16 protein-coding genes, 2 pseudogenes and 1 riboswitch are annotated in these 18,216 nt (G+C 70.9%); of the genes and pseudogenes, 10 read left to right on the top strand and 8 right to left on the bottom strand.

Annotated elements, in window-relative coordinates:
- Positions 1-27: 27 nt before the first annotated feature.
- The 4 genes from AA75_RS36380 to AA75_RS36365 are packed head-to-tail and all read right to left on the bottom strand — an operon-like array spanning position 28 to position 5,461.
- Positions 28-1,740, bottom strand: a complete 1,713-nt coding sequence (locus tag AA75_RS36380; RefSeq protein WP_033824671.1) for an ABC transporter ATP-binding protein — start codon at positions 1,738-1,740, stop codon at positions 28-30.
- The gene (locus AA75_RS36375; protein WP_033824670.1) at positions 1,737-2,726 is read right to left on the bottom strand and encodes an ABC transporter permease; all 990 of its coding nucleotides are present in this window, start codon (positions 2,724-2,726) and stop codon (positions 1,737-1,739) included. The genes AA75_RS36380 and AA75_RS36375 overlap by 4 nt, the downstream gene beginning before the upstream one ends.
- The gene (locus AA75_RS36370) at positions 2,723-3,739 is read right to left on the bottom strand and encodes an ABC transporter permease (protein ID WP_033824669.1); all 1,017 of its coding nucleotides are present in this window, start codon (positions 3,737-3,739) and stop codon (positions 2,723-2,725) included. The genes AA75_RS36375 and AA75_RS36370 overlap by 4 nt, the downstream gene beginning before the upstream one ends.
- A 12-nt stretch (positions 3,740-3,751) precedes the next feature.
- Positions 3,752-5,461, bottom strand: coding sequence for an ABC transporter substrate-binding protein (locus AA75_RS36365; protein ID WP_033824668.1), 1,710 nt, complete (start codon positions 5,459-5,461; stop codon positions 3,752-3,754).
- Positions 5,462-6,114: 653 nt separating this feature from the next.
- On the opposite strand from AA75_RS36365, the gene AA75_RS36360 reads away from it, so the two are divergent.
- The 4 genes from AA75_RS36360 to AA75_RS36345 all read left to right on the top strand — a co-directional run bounded on the left by AA75_RS36360 (position 6,115) and on the right by AA75_RS36345 (position 9,169).
- Positions 6,115-6,429: an SAM hydroxide adenosyltransferase gene (locus AA75_RS36360; RefSeq protein ID WP_233289337.1), complete on the top strand. Its 315-nt coding sequence runs from the start codon at positions 6,115-6,117 to the stop codon at positions 6,427-6,429.
- 216 nt (positions 6,430-6,645) lie between these two features.
- On the top strand, positions 6,646-7,521 hold the full coding sequence (locus tag AA75_RS36355; RefSeq protein WP_033824667.1) for an ABC transporter substrate-binding protein: 876 nt from the start codon (positions 6,646-6,648) through the stop codon (positions 7,519-7,521).
- A gap of 11 nt (positions 7,522-7,532) precedes the next feature.
- Positions 7,533-8,432 (top strand): amino acid ABC transporter permease, encoded by a 900-nt coding sequence (locus tag AA75_RS36350; RefSeq protein ID WP_368666627.1) that lies wholly within the window; start codon positions 7,533-7,535, stop codon positions 8,430-8,432.
- Positions 8,429-9,169, top strand: a complete 741-nt coding sequence (locus AA75_RS36345; protein ID WP_051814054.1) for an amino acid ABC transporter ATP-binding protein — start codon at positions 8,429-8,431, stop codon at positions 9,167-9,169. Before AA75_RS36350 ends, AA75_RS36345 begins: the two co-directional genes overlap by 4 nt.
- 72 nt (positions 9,170-9,241) lie before the next feature.
- Here the strand turns inward: AA75_RS36345 and AA75_RS36340 are convergent, their stop codons facing one another.
- From AA75_RS36340 to AA75_RS36330, 3 genes are all read right to left on the bottom strand, one after another.
- Positions 9,242-9,955: an amino acid ABC transporter ATP-binding protein gene (locus AA75_RS36340; RefSeq protein WP_033824681.1), complete on the bottom strand. Its 714-nt coding sequence runs from the start codon at positions 9,953-9,955 to the stop codon at positions 9,242-9,244.
- A 64-nt stretch (positions 9,956-10,019) separates the two neighbouring features.
- Positions 10,020-10,814 carry an amino acid ABC transporter permease gene (locus tag AA75_RS36335; RefSeq protein WP_063794513.1) on the bottom strand — a complete coding sequence of 265 codons (795 nt, stop codon included), beginning with the start codon at positions 10,812-10,814 and terminating at the stop codon, positions 10,020-10,022.
- Between the two features lie 39 nt (positions 10,815-10,853).
- Entirely contained in the window at positions 10,854-11,726 is an 873-nt protein-coding gene (locus AA75_RS36330) for an ABC transporter substrate-binding protein (protein ID WP_033824665.1), read from the bottom strand.
- 926 nt (positions 11,727-12,652) lie between these two features.
- Between AA75_RS36330 and AA75_RS36325 the strand changes: the two genes are divergently transcribed.
- The gene (locus AA75_RS36325) at positions 12,653-13,162 is read left to right on the top strand and encodes a cysteine dioxygenase (RefSeq protein WP_033824679.1); all 510 of its coding nucleotides are present in this window, start codon (positions 12,653-12,655) and stop codon (positions 13,160-13,162) included.
- Between the two features lie 2 nt (positions 13,163-13,164).
- A complete protein-coding gene (locus tag AA75_RS36320; protein WP_051814052.1) occupies positions 13,165-13,641 on the top strand; it encodes a rhodanese-like domain-containing protein in 477 nt (158 codons plus the stop codon).
- Here AA75_RS36320 and AA75_RS52840 read toward each other — a convergent pair.
- Positions 13,620-13,715, bottom strand: a pseudogene (locus AA75_RS52840) (IS5/IS1182 family transposase); the annotation flags it as partial. The gene AA75_RS36320 and the pseudogene AA75_RS52840 overlap by 22 nt on opposite strands.
- Positions 13,694-13,794: riboswitch (SAM riboswitch) on the top strand. It overlaps the preceding pseudogene by 22 nt.
- Here AA75_RS52840 and AA75_RS36315 point away from each other — a divergent pair.
- From AA75_RS36315 to AA75_RS36300, 4 genes and pseudogenes are all read left to right on the top strand, one after another.
- Complete coding sequence (locus AA75_RS36315; protein WP_149038587.1) at positions 13,751-14,017, top strand: putative leader peptide; 267 nt, start codon at positions 13,751-13,753, stop codon at positions 14,015-14,017. It overlaps the preceding riboswitch by 44 nt.
- A gap of 133 nt (positions 14,018-14,150) precedes the next feature.
- Positions 14,151-15,356 carry an LLM class flavin-dependent oxidoreductase gene (locus AA75_RS36310; protein WP_033824663.1) on the top strand — a complete coding sequence of 402 codons (1,206 nt, stop codon included), beginning with the start codon at positions 14,151-14,153 and terminating at the stop codon, positions 15,354-15,356.
- A gap of 19 nt (positions 15,357-15,375) precedes the next feature.
- Complete coding sequence (locus tag AA75_RS36305) at positions 15,376-16,752, top strand: NtaA/DmoA family FMN-dependent monooxygenase (protein WP_033824662.1); 1,377 nt, start codon at positions 15,376-15,378, stop codon at positions 16,750-16,752.
- A gap of 359 nt (positions 16,753-17,111) precedes the next feature.
- Positions 17,112-17,831, top strand: a pseudogene (locus AA75_RS36300) (SAM-dependent methyltransferase); the annotation flags it as partial.
- Between the last annotated feature and the right edge of the window lie 385 nt (positions 17,832-18,216).

Genomic DNA, 18,216 nt, shown 5'->3' with positions numbered 1-18,216 from the left:
CCGCCGGGCCGGATTTCCGGACCCGGTTCAGGAAGCGAGAGCGGATTCCTTTTCCGGTAGCCGAAGTTCGGCCCGGGCCGCTCGCCGCCGGTCCGCCTCGGCAGGGTCCAGTACCGGAACGGCGGCCAGCAGCCGGCGCGTGTAGGGATGCTCCGGTGCGGCGTAGACGTCGTCCGCCGTACCGAGTTCGACGATTTTGCCGTGCCGCATCACGGCGACCCGGTCGCTGACCTGGCGGACCACCGCGAGGTCGTGCGCGATGAAGACCAGGGTCAGCCCGAACTCGCCCTGCAGATCGGACAGCAGGCGGACCACCTGGGCCTGGGTGGAGACATCGAGCGCGGACACCGGCTCGTCGCAGACGATCAGCTTCGGCCGCGGGGCGAGCGCCCGGGCGATGCCGACCCGCTGGCGCTGCCCGCCGGAGAGCTCGTGCGGATAGCGGTGGTACCAGTCCGGTCGCAGACCGACCCGTTCCAGCAGTTCGCCGACCTCGCGCCGGACCTGCGGGCCGGACGGGCCGCCCCGCGCCCGCAGGGGGTCGGCGATCGAGTCGCCGATGGTGCGGCGCGGGTTGAGCGAGGCCACGGGGTCCTGGAAGACCATCTGCAAGTCTCGACGGAACGGCTGCAGTCGACGCTCGGACGCCTGCGCGAGGTCGGTCCCTTCGAACCGGATCCGCCCGGAGGTGGGTTGCGTCAGCCGGACCAGCAGCCGGCCGAGGGTGGTCTTGCCACTGCCGCTCTCCCCGACGACGCCGAGCGTCTCACCGCGCCGGATGTCCAGGCTGACCCCGTCGACGGCGCGCAGTTCCTCGCGGCCGCCGAGCAGGGCCCGCCGGCCCGGGGCCGCGCTCCGCCGGGCAGGTGCCGGGTAGTGGCGGCGCAGGTCGGTGACGCTCAGCAGGATGTCGCCGGTCGCGCCGGCGGGCCGCTCGCGCGGACCGTCGAGGCGGGGTACGGCCGCGAGCAGCTCCCGGGTGTAAAGCTCGCGGGGGGTGCCCAGGATCTCGGCGACCGGGCCGCGTTCCACGGCCCGGCCGTCCCGCATCACGAGCACCCGGTCGGTGTTGCCGGCGACCACACCGAGGTCGTGGGTGACCAGCAGCAGGGCCATGCCGTGCTCGGTGCGCAGGTCGTGCAGCAGGTCGAGGATCTGCGCCTGCACGGTGACGTCCAGCGCGGTGGTGGGCTCGTCGGCGATCAGCAGTTTGGGCGAGCAGGCGAGGGCCATGGCGATCAGTGCCCGCTGGCGCATGCCGCCGGAGAACTCGTGCGGGTGGGCCCCGGCACGCCGGGCGGCGTCCGGGATCCCGACCCGGTCGAGGACCTCGACGGCGCGCCTGCGCGAGGCCGCCCGGGAGGAGCCGGTGTGGACCCGGTGGACCTCGGCGATCTGCTCGCCGATCGCCCAGTAGGGGTCGAGTGCGGAGAGCGGGTCCTGGAAGACCATGGCCGCCCGTGCGCCGCGCAGCGCGCGCAGTTCATTCTCGGCCGCGGCCAGGACGTCCGTCCCGTCGACCCGGACGGTGCCGGTGACCTCAGCTCCACTTCCCCGGTGCAGGCCGAGCAGGGTGAAGGCGACGGTGCTTTTCCCGGATCCGGACTCCCCCACCAACCCCAGCGACTCACCCGCCCCCAGACCGAAGGAGAGACCGTCGACGGCCGTGACCGGTCCGCTCTCGCTCGCGAACCGAACCCTCAGATCCGTTACTTCTACGAGCTTTTGACGATCCGTCATGCCAGGCTCACTCTCGGGTCGGCCAGTGCGTACAGCAGGTCCGCGGCGGCATTGGCGATCACGACGAAGAACCCCGCGAAGAGGGTGGCTCCGACCACCACTGGCAGGTCGATCTGGTTCACCGAGGTCACCAGCAGCCGGCCGAGCCCGTCGAAGCCGAAGACCGACTCGGTGAGCATCGCGCCGCCGAGGATCTGGCCCACGTCGATGGCGAGCATGGTCAGCACCGGGACCAGCGCGCCGCGCAGCGCGTGGCCGAGGACGATCCGGCGCTCGGAGAGCCCGTAGGCGCGGTTGGTCCTGATGTGGTCCTCGGCGAGGGTCTCCAGCAGGCTGCTGCGGGTCATCCGCGCGTACGCCGCCGAGATGACCAGTGCGAGGGAGAACCAGGGCAGCACCAGGTTCGCCGCCCACTGCGCCGGGTCGTCGGTGAACGCGGTGTAGGTGGGGAACGGCATCCACTGCAGCGAGGCGCAGAACAGCATCAGCACCAGTAGGCCGACCAGGAAGACCGGCGTGGCCATCCCCGCCAGGGTGAGCGTGGTGAGCGCGCGCTCCACGAGGCGGCCGCGGCGCAGCGCGGACAGCAGTCCGGTGCCGACGCCCAGCAGCAGCCAGATGACCATCGCCCCGAGGGTGAGCGAGAGGTCGACCGGGATCCGCTGGGTGATCATCTGCAGGACCGGCTGGTCGGTCTGGAAGGAGTAGCCGAGGCAGGGCGCGGCGCACCGGGTGACGTCGTTACCGGAGTCGAAGGTTCGTCCGGCGACCAGGCCGCGCAGGAAGTTGCCGTACTGCTCCCAGACCGGGAGGTCGGTGCCGAGCTTGTGCCGCACGACCGCGAGGCGGGTGCCGTCGCAGCCCTTGCCGCAGACCAGGACGGCCGGGTCGTGCGGGGCGGCGTAGAAGACGAGGTAGACGACGGCCGACATCACCAGCAGCACCGCCGCGGTGCTGACGGTCCGTCGGAGCAGGAAGCGGATCACGCCGGCACCTCCTGGGCGTCGGTCTTCTTGCGTCGCCGCTCGATCCCGGCCCGCAGTCGGGACTCGGCCCGCGGGTCGAGAGCGGTGCGCACTCCCTCACCGAGGACGGTGAAAGCGAGCACGGTGACGAAGAGCAGCACCGCCGGCAGCAGGACGTAGGCGGGGTCGGCCTGGAACCAGTTGGTGGCGCTGGACAGCATCTGCCCCCAGGAGGGGGTCGGCGGGCGCACTCCGACACCGAGGAACGACAGACCCGCCTCCTGGGCCACGTTCAGCGGGAGTTGCAGCACGCCGTAGGTGATCACGGGTGCGGCGAGGGCGGGCAGGATCTCGCGGCGGGCCACCCGCCAGCGGCGGGAGCCGGCCAGCCGGGCCGCCGAGACGTAGTCGAGGCCGCGCAGGGTGAGGACCTGGCCGCGGACGATTCGGGCGGTCTGTCCCCAGCCGAGGACACCGATGACCAGCATCAGCAGCAGCGGACGGGGAAAGCCGCTCGGCACCACGGCCATCAGCGCCACCGCGAAGACCAGCGACGGAAACGCGATCACCAGGTCCATCGACCGGCTGATCACGGTGTCCGCCAGCCGGTTGCCGAGCCCGGCGGCCAGGCCGATCAGCACGCCGAGAGCGATCTGGACCACCGTCGCGCCGAGCGAGACGGACAGCGAGATCTGCGCACCGTAGACCAGGCGGGCGAGCACGTCACGGCCGGTGCCGGGCTCGACACCCAGCCAGTGCACGGCGCTCGCGCCGCCGAACGGGCCGATCGGCACGCCACCGGTGGCGGAGTCGATCAGGGCGTTGTGGTAGGTGGTCGGGTCCTGTCCCTCCAGCGCGGCGACCAGCGGGGCCGCGGCCGCCGTCAGGACCAGCAGGGCGACCACCGCCAGTGCGGCGATCGCGGAGCGGTCGGCGCGCAGGCGCCGCCATACCTGGTTGCGGTCGGCCCGGGGCCCGGCACCACCCTGCGGGGTGGTGCCGGGCGCCTGAGCGGCCGTCAGGGCCTTGCTCACTGTGCTTGGTCCTTACTTCACCGAGATGCGGGAGAGGTCGTACAGGCCGTTCCACTGGCTGACGTAGGCGTTCTTCACGCCCGTGCCGTAGAGCCGCTTGTAGATCGGGTGGAACAGCGGCACGGTGTACGCCTGCTTGCCGAGTTCGGCGTCGAGCCTGCCCCAGGCCTGGGCGGCCTTGGCCGGGTCGGTGATCTTGTTCGCCGCGTCGATCTCCGCGTTGACCTGAGGGTCGTTCAGCTGCGCGGAGTTGTAGTTGCCGCCGTCGGCCAGGATCTGCCGCCCGTCGAAGATCGGCGCCAGGAAGGGTCCGCCGGACGGCCAGTCGGCGCCCCAACTGGCCACGAAGAGGCCGGGCTCGGTGGCCGGCTTCTGGTACTTCGTCTGGTAGTCGTCGTCGGCGGTGCCCTCCAGCTTGACGGTGATCCCGGCCTTGCCGAGCGCCTGCTGGACGGCGGCCGCGACCTCCGGGCCGCTGCCGTCGCCGGTCACGGTGGAGTGGTCGAGGGTGATGGTCAGGCCGTTCGGGTAACCGGCCTGCGCCAGCAGCTCCTTGGCCTTGGCCGGGTCACCGCTCTGCCCCGCCGGGAAGTAGTCGTACGGCGTGTAGCCGAATGCGGGCTGGTCGGGCAGGAAGGTGGTGGCGGGCTTGGCGACGGCGGTGCCGCCGACCGCGTTGACCACCGACTCGCGGTCGATCGCGTACGAGATCGCCTGGCGCACCCGGGCGTCGTCGAAGGGCTTCACCTTCGGGTTGAACGCCAGGTACTGGGTCTCGCCGAAGTAACCGGTGACCACTCGCTTCTTGAGGGCGGCATCCCCGTTCAGTTTCGCCAGCACCGAGGCGTCGACATTGGTGTCGGTGGTCACGGCGCGGGCGTCGTCGCCGGTGCCGGCGGCCAGGCGCTGGTTGATGACGGACTGGTCGAGGCCGGAGGTGACCACGATCCTGTCGGGGCAGGCGAGGCGCTGGTCGTCGACCGCGCGCGACCAGTTGGGGTTGCGGTCCAGCTGGATGCTCTTGCCGCCGTCGTTGCTGACGACCTTGTACGGGCCGGAGGAGACCGGATGCTTCTGGTAGGCGGTGCCGGTGTCCTTGTCCTTGGGCACCGGCGCGAACTGGGTGGCGGTCGCCAGGAACGGGAAGTCGCCCTCGGGCTTGCGCAGCTTGAAGACGATCGTGCTGTCGTCGGGAGTCTCGATCGAGGCCAACTCGCCGCCCTTGTACGGGCCCTGGTACGCCTCGCCGCCGACCAGCCAGTCGCGCAGGTAGGGCGGGCCGCCCGGGAGCTCGGGCGCGAAGGAGCGCTCCAGGCCGTACTTGACGTCGGCGGACCTGATCGGGGTGCCGTCCTCGAACTTGACCCCCGGCTTGAGGTGGTAGGTCCAGACCGTGGCGTCCTGGTTGGGCTCGCCGGTGTCGGTGGCGAGGTCCGGCACGACCTTGGCGCTGTCCGGGCCGTCGGTGGTGTGGTTGCGAGTGGTCAGCGTCCGGAAGACCAGGGTGGGCACCTTTCCGCCACCGGACGTGTAGAGCTCGGCCGGGTCGAAGTTCCCCTGCCCGCGGTGGTTGAGCACCGTCAGGGTGCCACCTTGGCAGGCGTTGGGGTCGAACGCGGCGGGCGCCGAGGAACTCGTACTCCCACCGGCGCCGCAGGCCGCGGTGAACCCGGCCAGCAGTACGACGGCGGCAGCCGCTACGGCGGCCCTGCTCTTGGTCATGATTACCTCTTCGGGGAATTGGATCGTAGACAACCGGTCAGGGCGGCCTACGGGACAGTGCGGAAAGGGCGTGGCGGAGGGAACGGCGGACGACACCCGACACCGGGCCCCGGTCAGCAGACAGGGCGACAGGGCGACAGGGCGACAGGCAGGAGAGGGCCATGGCCGGACAGCGGGAGTCAATGCGACGCAGGCCCGCAGGGCCGCATCGTCAGCGCCCGGACGTCACCGACATCGACAGGTGACGCCGTCCACGAAGGCCGCGCACACGCCGAACCGCGCCGGCTCAAAGGCAGCGCAGGGGCGGGAAGGACCGTTCGGAGACATACGCAGAACTTTGAGTCACCATAAGAAAATAGTCAAACCCACTACCCTCATAACGGGGCAAGACTGGACAATTCACGACCTCCCATGGTCCAGCTCCCACGGAACGAGGGTCGACCCCCCGACAGCGAGAGCCGGCGCGTTGGGCGCCGCGACACGCCGCCGACGCACGCGCCTGGCAGCGGCCGCGCGTGGCGTACGGCCGCAGGCGGTCCCTCGCGCGGACCCAGTTCCGCAGTCTCTGGTACGTGCCGCTGCTGGCCCGTTGGCTGGTGGACGGCCGCCCGATCCCCGCACGCCCGCATGTCGTGGCCCCGCCCGATCGGCAGGTGGGGGACGCCGAGGGGGCCGGTGCGGTGCGGGTCGCCGTGGTGGACAACTTCGGCAACTGCAAGCTGGACCGGCCTGCCACTGCCATCCCCGGCTACCGGGCCACGGCCGTCGTGCCCGTCCACAGTGCACGCGAGGGCCGCGGGGTGCAGGTGCGCTGCTACGACCGGCTGCCCGACGTACCGTACGGCGAACCGGGCATCACCGTCGGGAGCTCGGGTCTGGGCTTCGCCGAATTGGTGGTGCGCGGCGGTTCCGCGGCCGAACTGTTCGGCCTGCGCGAGGGCGACCGGGTTCTCCATCTCACCAGCTGACATGTTGCCCCGCCGTTATCGAACGGTAGCCGCCCTGATTGACATCGCACCGCACCGCCCGGAATGCTGAAAAGCATGTCCGGAACCCTCCCCCTGGTACGCCGCAGGCACGTTGACCACGTGCGTTGCGCCGGTGACCTCTGTCGCTGAACGCGCTGCCCTGATCTCCCCTTGTTCGTACCGTCCGTTCCGGACCCCTGCTCGAAGGAACCTCCCATGCCTCGTGCCCGCACGTTCACCGCTGCCTCGCTGGGCGCCGTCGTCGTCCTTACGGCCGCCGCCTGCGCGCCCCAGCCGCAGACCACGGCCCCGGCCACCTCGGCCGCGACAGCGCCCGCCGGCTGCGCGACCAGCCCAAGCCTTTACAAGCAGGGGCAGTTGACCGTCGCCACCGACTCCCCCGCCTATTCGCCGTGGTTCGACAACAACGACCCGGCGGACGGCAAGGGCTTCGAGAGTGCCGTGGCCTACGCGGTGGCCGGGAAGCTCGGATTCAGCCAGAACCAGGTGAAGTGGGTGGTCGAACCCTTCGACAACTCCTATGCCCCGGGGGCCAAGAGTTTCGACTTCGACGTCAACGAGATCTCCAGTACGCCGGAGCGGGCGAAGGCGGTTGACTTCTCCACCAGTTACTACACGGCCAATCAGGCCGTCCTGGTGCTGAGCAAGTCGAAGTACGCGGGTGCGACCACGTTGGCCGCGCTCAAGGACGCCAAGATCGGCGTGCAGGTGGCCACCACCAGCTACCAGGCGGTGATCGACGAGATCAAGCCCGGTCAGCAGCCAAGCGTCTTCAACACCACCAACGACGAGGTCAACGCCCTGCAGAACGGGCAGATCGACGCACTCGTCACCGACCTGCCGACGGTGTTCTACCTGGCCGGGTCGGAGCTGCAGGGCGGCAAGATCCTGGGCCAGTTCGGGTACGCCGGCGGCACGCCGGAGCAGTTCGGCCTGCTGCTGGGCAAGGGCAGCGGGCTGACCTCCTGCGTCAACCAGGCGCTTGCCGCGCTCAAGGCCGACGGGACCCTGGACAAGATCACCTCCCAGTGGCTCTCGGCCTCGGCCAACGCCCCCGAGCTCAAGCCGTAGCGGGTCGAGCGGTGGAGCACGAGACCACGGCCGAGCTGAATCAGCAGGCCGACATGCAGGACGAGCAGTACCGGCCCAGTGAGCGACAGCTCGAGCGGGAGCGGTTCCGCCGCGCCCGCAAGCGCCGCAACAGCTGGATCGCCACCCTGTGCACCCTGGCGAGCCTGGTGGCGGCGGTGGCGGCGGTGGTCGCCTCGCCGGGCTGGGACCGGCTGCACAGCCGGTTCCTGGACGGCGCGGAGTTCCGCAGAACGTTCTCCGCGGTACTGGACGGCTTCTGGCTCAACGTCCGGATGTTTCTGATCGCCGAGGTGCTGATCCTGGTCCTGGGCCTGCTGATCGCCCTGGTGCGGGTGACCCGGTCTCCCGGACTGCAGCCGCTGCGCGTGGCCGCGACCCTGTACGTAGACGTGTTCCGCGGGGTGCCGACCCTGCTGCTGGTCTTCCTGGTCGGCTTCGGCCTGCCGGCGCTCCAGCTGCAGGGCACGCCCTCCCAGCCCTGGGTACTGGGGGTGATCGCACTGGTGCTCTCCTACACCGCCTACGTCGGCGAGGTGCTGCGGGCCGGCCTGAACTCGGTGCACCCGGCGCAGCGCAATGCCGCTCGGGCGCTCGGGCTCAGCGAGTCGCAGACCCTCCGGCGGGTGATCCTGCCGCAGGCGGTGCGCAACGTCCTGCCTCCGCTGCTCAACGACTTCATCGCCCTGCAGAAGGACACCGCGCTGGTGGCCGTCCTCGGGCCGCTGGAGGCGCTACGGGTCGCGCAGATCAAGGCGGACTACGACTTCAACTACACCCCCTACCTGGCGGCGGCCGTCCTGTTCATCGCGGTGACCATCCCGTTGACCAGGTATGCCGACCGGCTGCAGAGCCGCGGGGCGCAGCGCACGTGGGCGGAGGCGGGACAGTGAGCGAGCCACCTCTGCGGATCCGTGGTCTGCGCAAGGCGTACGGCTCACGCCTGGTCCTGCGCTCGATCGACCTGGACGTCGCCGAGCACCAGGTGGTCTGCCTGATCGGCGGCTCGGGCTCGGGCAAGTCCACCCTCCTGCGATGCGTGGACCTGTTGGACGTCGTCGACGACGGCACCGTCCACCTGGGTGGGACCGAGCTGACCGATCCCCGCCTGGACGCCAGCCTGGCCCGCCGGCAGATCAGCATCGTCTTCCAGGCCTACAACCTGTTCCCGCACCTGAGCGTGCTGGACAACATCACGCTCGCACCGCGCCAGGTGCACAAGGTGCCACGCAGGCAGGCCGAGGAGACCGCCCGGGAACTGCTCGCCCGGTTGGGCCTCGCGGACAAGGCACAGGACTACCCGGACCGGCTCTCGGGCGGTCAGCAGCAGCGTGCCGCGATCGCCCGTGCCCTTGCCACCGACCCGCAGGTGCTGCTCTTCGACGAGATCACCTCAGCACTCGACCCCGAACTGGTGGGCGAAGTGCTGGACGTGGTCGCGGACCTGAAGGAGCGTGGCCTGACCATTCTGATGGCCACTCACGAGATGGGCTTCGCCCGGCATGCCGCCGACCGGATCTGCTTCCTGGAGGACGGCGTGATCCGCGAACAGGGCAGCGCAGAGCAGGTGCTCACCGATCCCCGCCACGAGTCGACCCGGCGCTTCCTCTCCCGCGTGCTCGAACGGTAGTCCCGCGTTCCGCCCGGCGTCGGTGGCGGGTCCGAGCGCCGGTCAGCGGAGCAGCGCCGGCCCGGCCGCCGGTCACAGCACATCCGCGAGGAACTGCCGCAGCCGCGGGCTGCGCGGAGCGTCGAACAGCGCCTCCGGTGAGCCGGATTCCAACACCACCCCGTGGTCCATGAAGGCCACCCGGTCCGCGACCTCGCGGGCGAAGCCCATCTCATGGGTGACCACCACCATGGTCATGCCCTCGCGGCCGAGCTCTGCCATCAGGCCGAGCACGCCCTTGACCAGCTCGGGGTCGAGCGCGGAGGTGGACTCGTCGAACAGCATCACCTGAGGTGCCATCACCAGGGCGCGGGCGATGGCCACCCGCTGCTGCTGGCCACCGGAGAGCCGTCCTGGCCGCGCCTGGGCCTTGTGCCGCAGGCCGACCAGGTCGAGCTGGCGCAGCGCGGTCTCCTCCGCCTCCTCTCGGGAGAGTCCGCGCAACTTGCGCAGCGGAAGGGTGAGGTTGCGCAGCACGCTCAGATGCGGGAACAGGTTGAACTGCTGGAACACCATGCCGACCTGCTGGCGCAGCAGATTCGGATCGCACCGCAGCACGCTCTCGCCGTCCAGCAGCACATCGCCTCGATCGGGCTCAAGCAGCCGATTGACGGTCCGCAGCAGCGTGGACTTGCCGGAGCCGGAGGGGCCGATGACGCAGAGCGTGTGGCCACGTGGCACGTCGAGGTCCACGCCGCGAAGGACCGGGTTTCCGCCGAGCGACAGGTGCAGGTCCCGGGTGGCCAGGCTGACCGGGGAGAAGAGTGAGCCGACGCGGGCGCCGGTGGGTGCGGTCTCGATGGGTCGCCGGTCAGGCACGGGAGGCTCCCTCGTCAGCGGTGTCGGGCGTCGTGGTGTCAGGGCTCACGGGTTCCGGCAGGCCAGCGGGTTCCTCGAGCACCCGCCGCCCGTGCCGCAGCCGCCGGTCGACCACGTTGACCAGATGGGTCAGGGGTACCGTCAGCAGCAGATAGAACAACCCGGCCAGGACCAGCGCGGACTCGTTTCCGGTGTTGGCCGCCGAGTCCTGGCCGATCCGGAACAGGTCCCGCTGATCGGCCGTCAGACCGAGGAAGTAGATCAGGCTGGAGTCCTTGACCAGCGCGATGAGCTGGTTGACCCAGGCCGGCAGCACCCGCCGGACGCCCAGTGGGATGATCACAAGCCGCATCGCCGCCGGGTAGGAGAACCCGAGGGCGCGCGCCGCCTCCAGCTGGCCCGCCTCCACGTTCTCGATGCCGGCGCGGAAGATCTCGCCGAAGTAGGCGGCGGCGATCAGCGAGAGTGCCAGAATGCCGAGCGGGTACGGGTCCGGCCCCCAGACAGCCAACCCCTGGGGCGCCAGACCGACGCCGATCAGCAGGATGGTGACCACGGCTGGCAGACCGCGGAACACATCGGTGTACACCCGGGCCGGCCAGCGCAGCCAGCGCGTCCTGGCCGTTCCCGCGACCGCCAGCGGAAGCCCGATCAGGGTGCCGGCGGTTGCGGCGGACGCCGAGAGGATCAGCGTGTTGGGCACGCCGGTCGTGAGCAGGTCGGAGATCGCGGCACGCATCGATCCCCAGTCGAAGAACGTCTCCACCAGCACGCCGAGCTGGTCCACGTCGGTCTCCTGTCGGTCGGTCGCGGGAACGGCGGAGGCTCAGGAGGTCGGCGAGGCGGCGGCCCCGGTGACCGGTGGGAAGGCGACCGACCCACTGCCGGGCTTGAAGTCGGCCGGCACCGGACGGCCCGGGTAGTACTGCTCCTGCAGCTTGGTCCAGGTGCCATCGGCGATCACCTGGTCGAGGGCCTTGTTGAGCGCTTCGAGCAGCTTCGGGTGGTCGTGCGCCACCGCGAAGGCGGTCGGCGCCGGGCTGAGCCGCTTCTGCGCGAGCACCACCTTGCCGCCGCTGTCCGCGGCGCTCTTCTCGCCGATCTCGGCGGGCGAGATCCAGGCCTCCGCAGTGCCGGCCTTCAGCTGGTTGAGCGCGCTGTTGTAGTCGGGCACTCGCACCGGGTTGAGGTTGTTCTTGGTCGCGTAGTCGTCCTGGACGGTGCCCTGGACCACCACGACCCGCTTGCCCGAGAGCTGGTCGAAGTTGGCGATCGGGGAGCCGGTGGGGACGTCGAGGCCGAAGTAGCCGAAGTCGTAGCCGTTGCTGAAGTCCACCGTCTTCTTCCGGGCCTCGGTGATGGTGATGGACGAACTCCCCACATCGAACTTGTGGTTGGCGACCTGGGAGAGCAGCGCGGAGAAGTCGGTCGAGGCGAACTGCACCTTGAGCCCGATCTTGGCGGCGACGGCGGTGAACAGGTCGTTGTCGAAGCCGGTGAACTTGCCGTCCTTGAGGTAGACGTTCGGCGGGGCGTCGGAGAGCGTGCCGACATGTATGGTGCCGGCCTCGACGAGCTGGTACGGGTTGCCGCCGGACGAGCCCTGGGACGAGCCCTGGGACGAGCCGCTGCCGCAGGCGGCGACCGACAGCAGGGTGGCGAGGGCGGTGAGGGTGCCGAGGACGATGCGGGGGCGCACGGGAGCTCCTGAAGACATGGTGACGCGTGGACAGGCGCATACCGGGACCTCCCGGGGTCGACGGACCACGGGGCGGCGGCAGTGGCCAACAGCCGTCCACAGCAGAGTGATTGAGGAAGAATGGGCCGAGCGGGCGGCCGATGGGCGGAAGCGTCGCAGACGGCGTCAGGAGACGCCCGCGAATGGGCTCAGCGACCGGCGCGACAGCTCATCGCCGTCACGCGGCGCAGGTCGATGTGCCTGCGAGTCACCAGATATCCAGCCATGCGGGCACTATGCGTGCCGACCAGGGGCGGAGTCAAATCCATTTTCGACGCTCAAAACCATCTCGCTTGGTGGGAAAGGGTGTTGAAAGCTTGTGGCGCCGCATTGCGGTGGATGGGCGCCGGTGGCGATCGGTGGCCCGTGGCTATTTTCGCGCCGCCCGCCCGGGGCTGACTTCCGGGACCACACGACGCCCGGGGAAGCCACCCACCGACCCGCGACTGCGATCACGCGGACGGTCCTCGTCCAGGGGCCGCTCCCAGTCGGTGTATCGCGAATCAGCCGGTGCTGCCGCCTGACGCGCCCTGCTTGACCATGCCGCCGGCTCCTGGTTCACTGCCGAACGTGGGACACCTCGACCTCAGGCTCTTCCGGCGCACGCACCTGGACACCGTCCGGTACGCCGGCTGCCTGTGTTGTCGCCCCGCCGCCTGATCAGAGCGCAGCTCCCCGGGCCCCGCGCGGCGCATGCCGTCGCGCTCCCTGCGGCCATCTCCCGGCAGCCATGCCGCGCCCTGCGCCTGTGCACAGCCTCCTGTGCGTGATCAGTCGGCTTCGGACCGCTCGCCATCCGCAGCCCGTTCGAGAGGGCGCCCCACACGCAGGACGGTTTCCCCTTGTTCCGAACCACCGGCAATGCCGTATCCACCCCCTCCCCAGGGATCATCCCCGCCGAAGACGGCGGCCCCGCACTGGGCGAGCTGCTCGATTTCGCCCACCGGACCGCAGGTGACCCCGGCATCCTGGCCCGGCTGCCCCGCCGTGCCGACGCACGCAGCTGGATCTCACTGCCCGCGCCCGGCGGCGGCGAGGCCTGGGTGATCGGGTGGCCTCCGGGGGCCGAGACCGGCTGGCACGACCACGGCGGCTCCTACGGCGCCTTCGCCACGGCCTCCGGGCTGCTGCGCGAGAGCTCGATCGCTGTGGAGCTGCCCACCGAGGGCTGGCGCGTTCTGGAACTGGCCGACGGAGTGGACCGCAGCCGCGATCTCTTCGCGGGCCGGGGCCGCGCCTTCGGCCCGCACCACGTCCACCAGGTGGTCAATCCCTCCCGGACGGAGTGCGCGGTGTCCGTCCATGTCTACTATCCGCCGCTTCCGCTGATGCGTCGCTACACCCGGGACGGCCGCATCCTGCGGCTGTCGAAGATCGAGCAGTCGCAGGAGTGGTGATCATGACCGGACACTTCAAGAGCGTCGAACAGCTGCTGACCGAAGCCCGAGACCGGCTGGATCGCCTGACGCCCCACCAGGCCGCTGCTGCCGCACAGGAAGAGGGGGCGCTGCTGGTGGACACCCGGTACGGCGCCCTGCGCGACCGCGACGGGTGCATCCCGGGAGCCGTCGTCGTGGAGCGCAATGAACTTGAGTGGCGCCTGGACCCGCAGTGCCCCTACCGGCTGCCGGAGGCCGTCCATCACGACCTACGGGTGATCGTGCTGTGCAACGAGGGCTACGCCTCTTCCTTCGCCGCGGTGTCCCTGCAGCAGCTGGGGCTGCGGCGCACCACCGACGTGATCGGCGGCTTCCAGGCCTGGGCGGCCGCCGGACTGCCCGTCACGCCGCCGGGTGCGGAGCCGTCCGTACCGGCTCCGCACCTGTCCCCGCACGCTCCCGCGCCCTCCGATCGCGGGCGTTCGCCCCAGCGGTGAGCCGTCCATGCCTGCCGGATCAGGCTACGTACGGCGGTGATCGTGTCGGCGAGGTCGAAGAAGGCGTCGATCACCTGGGGCACCTCGCCGCGTGGGAGGGGTGCTCCAGGTGACGACCCGGCGGAGCCGAAGACGGCGCCGCAAGCGCGAGTTCGAGCCGGTGCGGCCGATCGGGACGGAGGTGACGACAGTGCGGGACACCCTCAAGCGGTCTGCGGCACTCACCCTGAAGGTCGTCACGGTGAAGGCCCGGTGCCGGGTCGCCACCACGTACTCCCGTCGCCACATCGATCTGCAGCGCGTCGCCACCGCGCTGTGTCCGGCGAACGCGAACGCCCCCGAGCGGCTCGCCTGCGCGCCGCGCAGCGCCGCCTAGCCCGCTCTCGCCGGACCTCGAACCAGAACACCGAACCGCCCCGGTCCCGTTACCGCAGGCGCCGCCGTTCGGCGTGCCGCGTGCCGCGTCGTCCCAGCCGAGACACCCATCCGAAGGAAGCGGTGGTACACCCATGCCTGCCGCCCATTCAGCCCTTCATCTGGCCGTCGCCCTGGACGGCGCCGGCTGGCATCCCGCGGCCTGGCGCGAGCCCGAGGCCCGGCCCGACGAATTGTTCACCGCGCGGTACTGGGCCGATCTGGTCTCCGAGGCCGAGCGGGGCCTGCTGGACCTGGTCACCATCGAGGACTCCCTGGGCCTGCAGTCCGCCCGTCCCTTCGAGCCGGACGGACGGACCGACCAGGTGCGCGGCCGGCTGGACGCGGTCCTCGTCGCCGCCCGGGTCGCGCCGCTGACCCGGCACATCGGACTGGTCCCGGTCGCGGTGGTCACCCACACCGAGCCTTTCCATCTCTCCAAGGCGATCGCCACCCTCGACCACGTGAGCACCGGACGCGCCGGGGTCCAGGTCAGGGTCTCCGGCCGCGCCGACGAGGCCGCGCACTTCGGACGCCGTTCGCTGCCACCGTTGCGGCTCGAGGACCTCGACTCACCGGCGGGGCGGGAACTGCTCCGCGACCTGTTCGCCGAGGCCGGCGACTACGCCGAGGTCCTGCGACGGCTCTGGGACAGCTGGGAGGACGACGCCGAGATCCGTGACGCCGCCAGCGGCCGCTTCGTCGATCGCGCCAAGCTGCACTACATCGACTTCGAGGGCAGCAGGTTCAGCGTGCGGGGACCGTCGATCACCCCGCGTCCGCCGCAGGGCCAGCCCGTGGTCGCCGCGCTGGCGCACCGGGGCGAGCCCTTCCGGCTGGTCGGCAGCTCGGCCGACCTCGGCTTCGTCACCCCGCACGACGCCGGGCAGGCCCGGGCGATCGTCTCCGAGATCCGCGACGCCCAGGCCGCGGCAGGCCGAACCGACGAGACTGTGCACGTCTTCGGCGATCTGGTGGTCTTCCTCGACGACGCCCCCGGCGCCGCTGCCGACCGCAAGGCCCGCCTCGACGAGCTCGCCGGCTTCGAGTACACCAGCGACGCATTCGTCTTCACCGGGACATCGGTGGAACTTGCCGACCTCCTGCAGGAGTTGCAGCAGGCCGGACTCACGGGATTCCGATTGCGGCCGGCCGCCCTCCCGTACGACCTGGAACAGGTCACCCGCCGCCTGGTACCCGAGTTGCAGCGCCGCGGCGCCTTCCGCACCGGGTACGAGGCGCGCTCCCTGCGCGGACTGCTCGGCCTGCCGCGCCCCGCCAACCGCTACGCCGCGATCTGACGGAAGGACCGCACGACCCATGAGCAAGCCCGTCAAGCAGATCCACCTCGCCGCGCACTTCCCGGGCGTGAACAACACCACCGTGTGGAGTGACCCGGCCGCCGGCAGCCAGATCGACTTCAGCTCCTTCGTCCACCTCGCCCGCACGGCCGAGCGTGCGAAGTTCGACTTCCTCTTCCTCGCCGAAGGGCTGCGCCTGCGTGAGCAGAGCGGGGAGATCTACGACCTGGACGTCGTTGGACGGCCGGACACGTTCACCGTGCTGACCGCGTTGGCCGCCGTCACCGACCGGCTCGGCCTCGCCGGAACCATCAACTCAACCTTCAACGAACCCTACGAAGTCGCCCGGCAGTTCGCCTCGCTTGACCACCTGTCGGCCGGGCGCGCGGCCTGGAACGTCGTCACCTCCTGGGACGAGTTCACCGGCCAGAACTTCCGGCGCGGCGGGTTCCTGGCGGAGCGGGACCGCTACGAGCGCGCCAAGCAGTTCCTGGCCGCGACCTGGGAGCTGTTCGACTCCTGGCAGGGCGACGAGATCGTGGCGGACAAGGAGTCCGGCATCTTCCTCAGCAAGCCGACAGCAGGGCAATTCGACCACCATGTAAGCCAGTTCGACATCACCGGGCAGTTCAACGTCCCGCGCAGCCCGCAGGGCCGCCCGGTGATCTTCCAGGCGGGCGACTCCGAGGAGGGCCGCGAGTTCGCCGCCTCGGCCGCCGACGCCATCTTCAGCCGGCACGGCACCCTGGAGGCCGGCCAGGCCTTCTACGCCGACGTCAAGCGGCGGCTGGCCCGCTACGGCCGTTCCCCCGACGAGCTGAAGATCCTGCCCGCCGTCACCTTCGTCCTGGGCGACACCGACGCCGAGGCTCAGGAGAAGGCGGATCTGATCTGTCATCAGCAGGTCAGCGGCCGGAGCGCGATCAAGCTACTGGAGCAGCTGTGGAACCGCGACCTCAGCGCCTACGACCCCGACGGGCCGCTGCCGGCGGTGGATCCGCTCCTCGGTGAGCACACCGTCGCCCGCGGCCGCGCCTCGGTGCGGCTGCACCGCGACCCACTGGCCGTCGCCGCGCAGTGGCGCGCCCTGGCCGAGGCCAAGCACCTCTCGATCCGGGAGCTGGTCATCGAGGTGACCGGCCGGCAGTCCTTCATCGGCACCCCGGCGCACGTCGCCGCCGCGCTGAACGAGTTCGTGCAGTCCGACGGCAGCGACGGGTTCATCCTCGCACCGCACCTGACTCCGGGCGGGCTGGACGAGTTCGCCGACACCGTCGTTCCGCTGCTCCAGGAGCGGGGCGTGTTCCGCACCGAGTACGAGGGCGACACGCTGCGCGACCACCTCGGGCTCGGCGAAGCGCGCCCGGCCCGGACCCACGCGGCGGAGGCGTCGTGAAGTTCGACGAGGCCCGTGCCCACGCCTGGAGCGACCGGACGCTGGTCGCGGACCGCACCGAAACCCAGTTCGTCGGCTCACCACAGCAGGTCGCCGACCAACTGGAGACGCTCCGGGACGCCACCGGCGCGGACGAACTGATCATCACCACCATCACCCACCCACCAGCACCGGCACCGGGTCCGCTCCGCCCAGTCAATCGACATCCCGCAGTACACCGCCACGGCCCTCAAACCGCCGCTCGGCTCCGGCACCTCCCAGGCCGCCGACACCCGCTCCCTGCCGCTGGCCGGCGGCACCCCGGCTCCTCACAGCCAGGGGATCTCGGAGGCCGCGTACCGGTAAGCGCGGAAGACCGCGCCGCCGGCGGCCTGTGGCCCACCTCGCCGCCGCTGCCCGATGACGAGGCCGCGCGACGCCGCCGGCTGGCCGTGTCGTTCTCCATCGTCATCAGGACGAAGTTCCTCGACGACCTGCTGCAGCAGGCCTCCGCATCCGGGGTACGGCAGGTCGTCCTGCTCGGCGCCGGCATGGACAGCCGGGCCTTCCGGATGGACTGGCCCGAGGGCACCCGGCTCTTCGAGGTCGACACCGCCGCGCCCCTGGACTTCAAGGCTTCGGTGCTGCGCCAGGAGCGGGCCGTCGCACGCTGCGAGCGGATCACCGTCGCGGTCGATCTGCGTGAGGACTGGCCGGCCGCCTTGGCCGCCGCAGGCCACGACCCGGCGGTGCCGACCGTGTGGATCGCCGAGGGACTGCTCATCTATCTACCCGAGGACGCGGTGGAGCTGCTGCTGGCTCGGATCGGCGCCCAGTCGGCGGCAGGCAGCCGGATGGGGCTGAGCTTGGGCTCGCGCGGCGTGATCGAGCGCTTCGGCGCGGACGCCGTGCAGGGTTCGGCTGCGTCCATGTGGGTTTCGGAGATGCCCGACGACCCGGTGGACTGGCTGGCCGGGCACGGCTGGGAGGCCAGCAGCCACACCCTGCGCGAGTGCGCCTCCGCCTACGGCCGCCCGATCAGCACCCCGTCGCAGCGCGAGGAGCGGCCCGGCGGACTGATCTCGGCGGTCCGCCGGTAGCGCGTCTCCCGGTTCTTCATCGGACACGACATGGCCCGTATCCGACAGCCACGGAAGGTGGCAGAGACACGGCCGGACAGCTCCCGTCAGGTCACCGCCGCACCGGCGGCGCGGACTGCTGCCCGGATCGCCGCCGGAATCGGCGACAACACCTCGGCGTGGCGAGCCGGACCGTACCATCCACCAGGACCGGACGCCCGGGCCCGCCCGCACGGTGCCCACCGGAGCCGGCGCCGCCGGCAGCCGGACGCCCGGCCTTACCCGGGGCGCCGCACCCTGCTCCGATCGCAGCCGTCAGGCGTCGAGGTGGCCGGGTCGCGCGTGGCCGTGACCATGCCCCTTGGTGGGGGGCTCCGGAGCCCCGGGCAGGGTGCACGCGTCAGCC

Origin of the sequence: Kitasatospora sp. MBT63, from assembly GCF_000710465.2 — a bacterium.
Classification (GTDB): Bacteria; Actinomycetota; Actinomycetes; order Streptomycetales; family Streptomycetaceae; genus Kitasatospora.
This window is presented reverse-complemented; position numbering and strand designations above follow the sequence as displayed.

Coding starts and splice junctions, on each gene's coding strand:
- AA75_RS36355 (WP_033824667.1), top strand. CDS start 6,646: ATGCCTCGTGCCCGCACGTTCACCGCTGCCTCGCTGGGCGCCGTCGTC.
- AA75_RS36305 (WP_033824662.1), top strand. CDS start 15,376: ATGAGCAAGCCCGTCAAGCAGATCCACCTCGCCGCGCACTTCCCGGGC.
- AA75_RS36320 (WP_051814052.1), top strand. CDS start 13,165: ATGACCGGACACTTCAAGAGCGTCGAACAGCTGCTGACCGAAGCCCGA.
- AA75_RS36365 (WP_033824668.1), bottom strand. CDS start 5,461: ATGACCAAGAGCAGGGCCGCCGTAGCGGCTGCCGCCGTCGTACTGCTG.
- AA75_RS36380 (WP_033824671.1), bottom strand. CDS start 1,740: ATGACGGATCGTCAAAAGCTCGTAGAAGTAACGGATCTGAGGGTTCGG.
- AA75_RS36310 (WP_033824663.1), top strand. CDS start 14,151: ATGCCTGCCGCCCATTCAGCCCTTCATCTGGCCGTCGCCCTGGACGGC.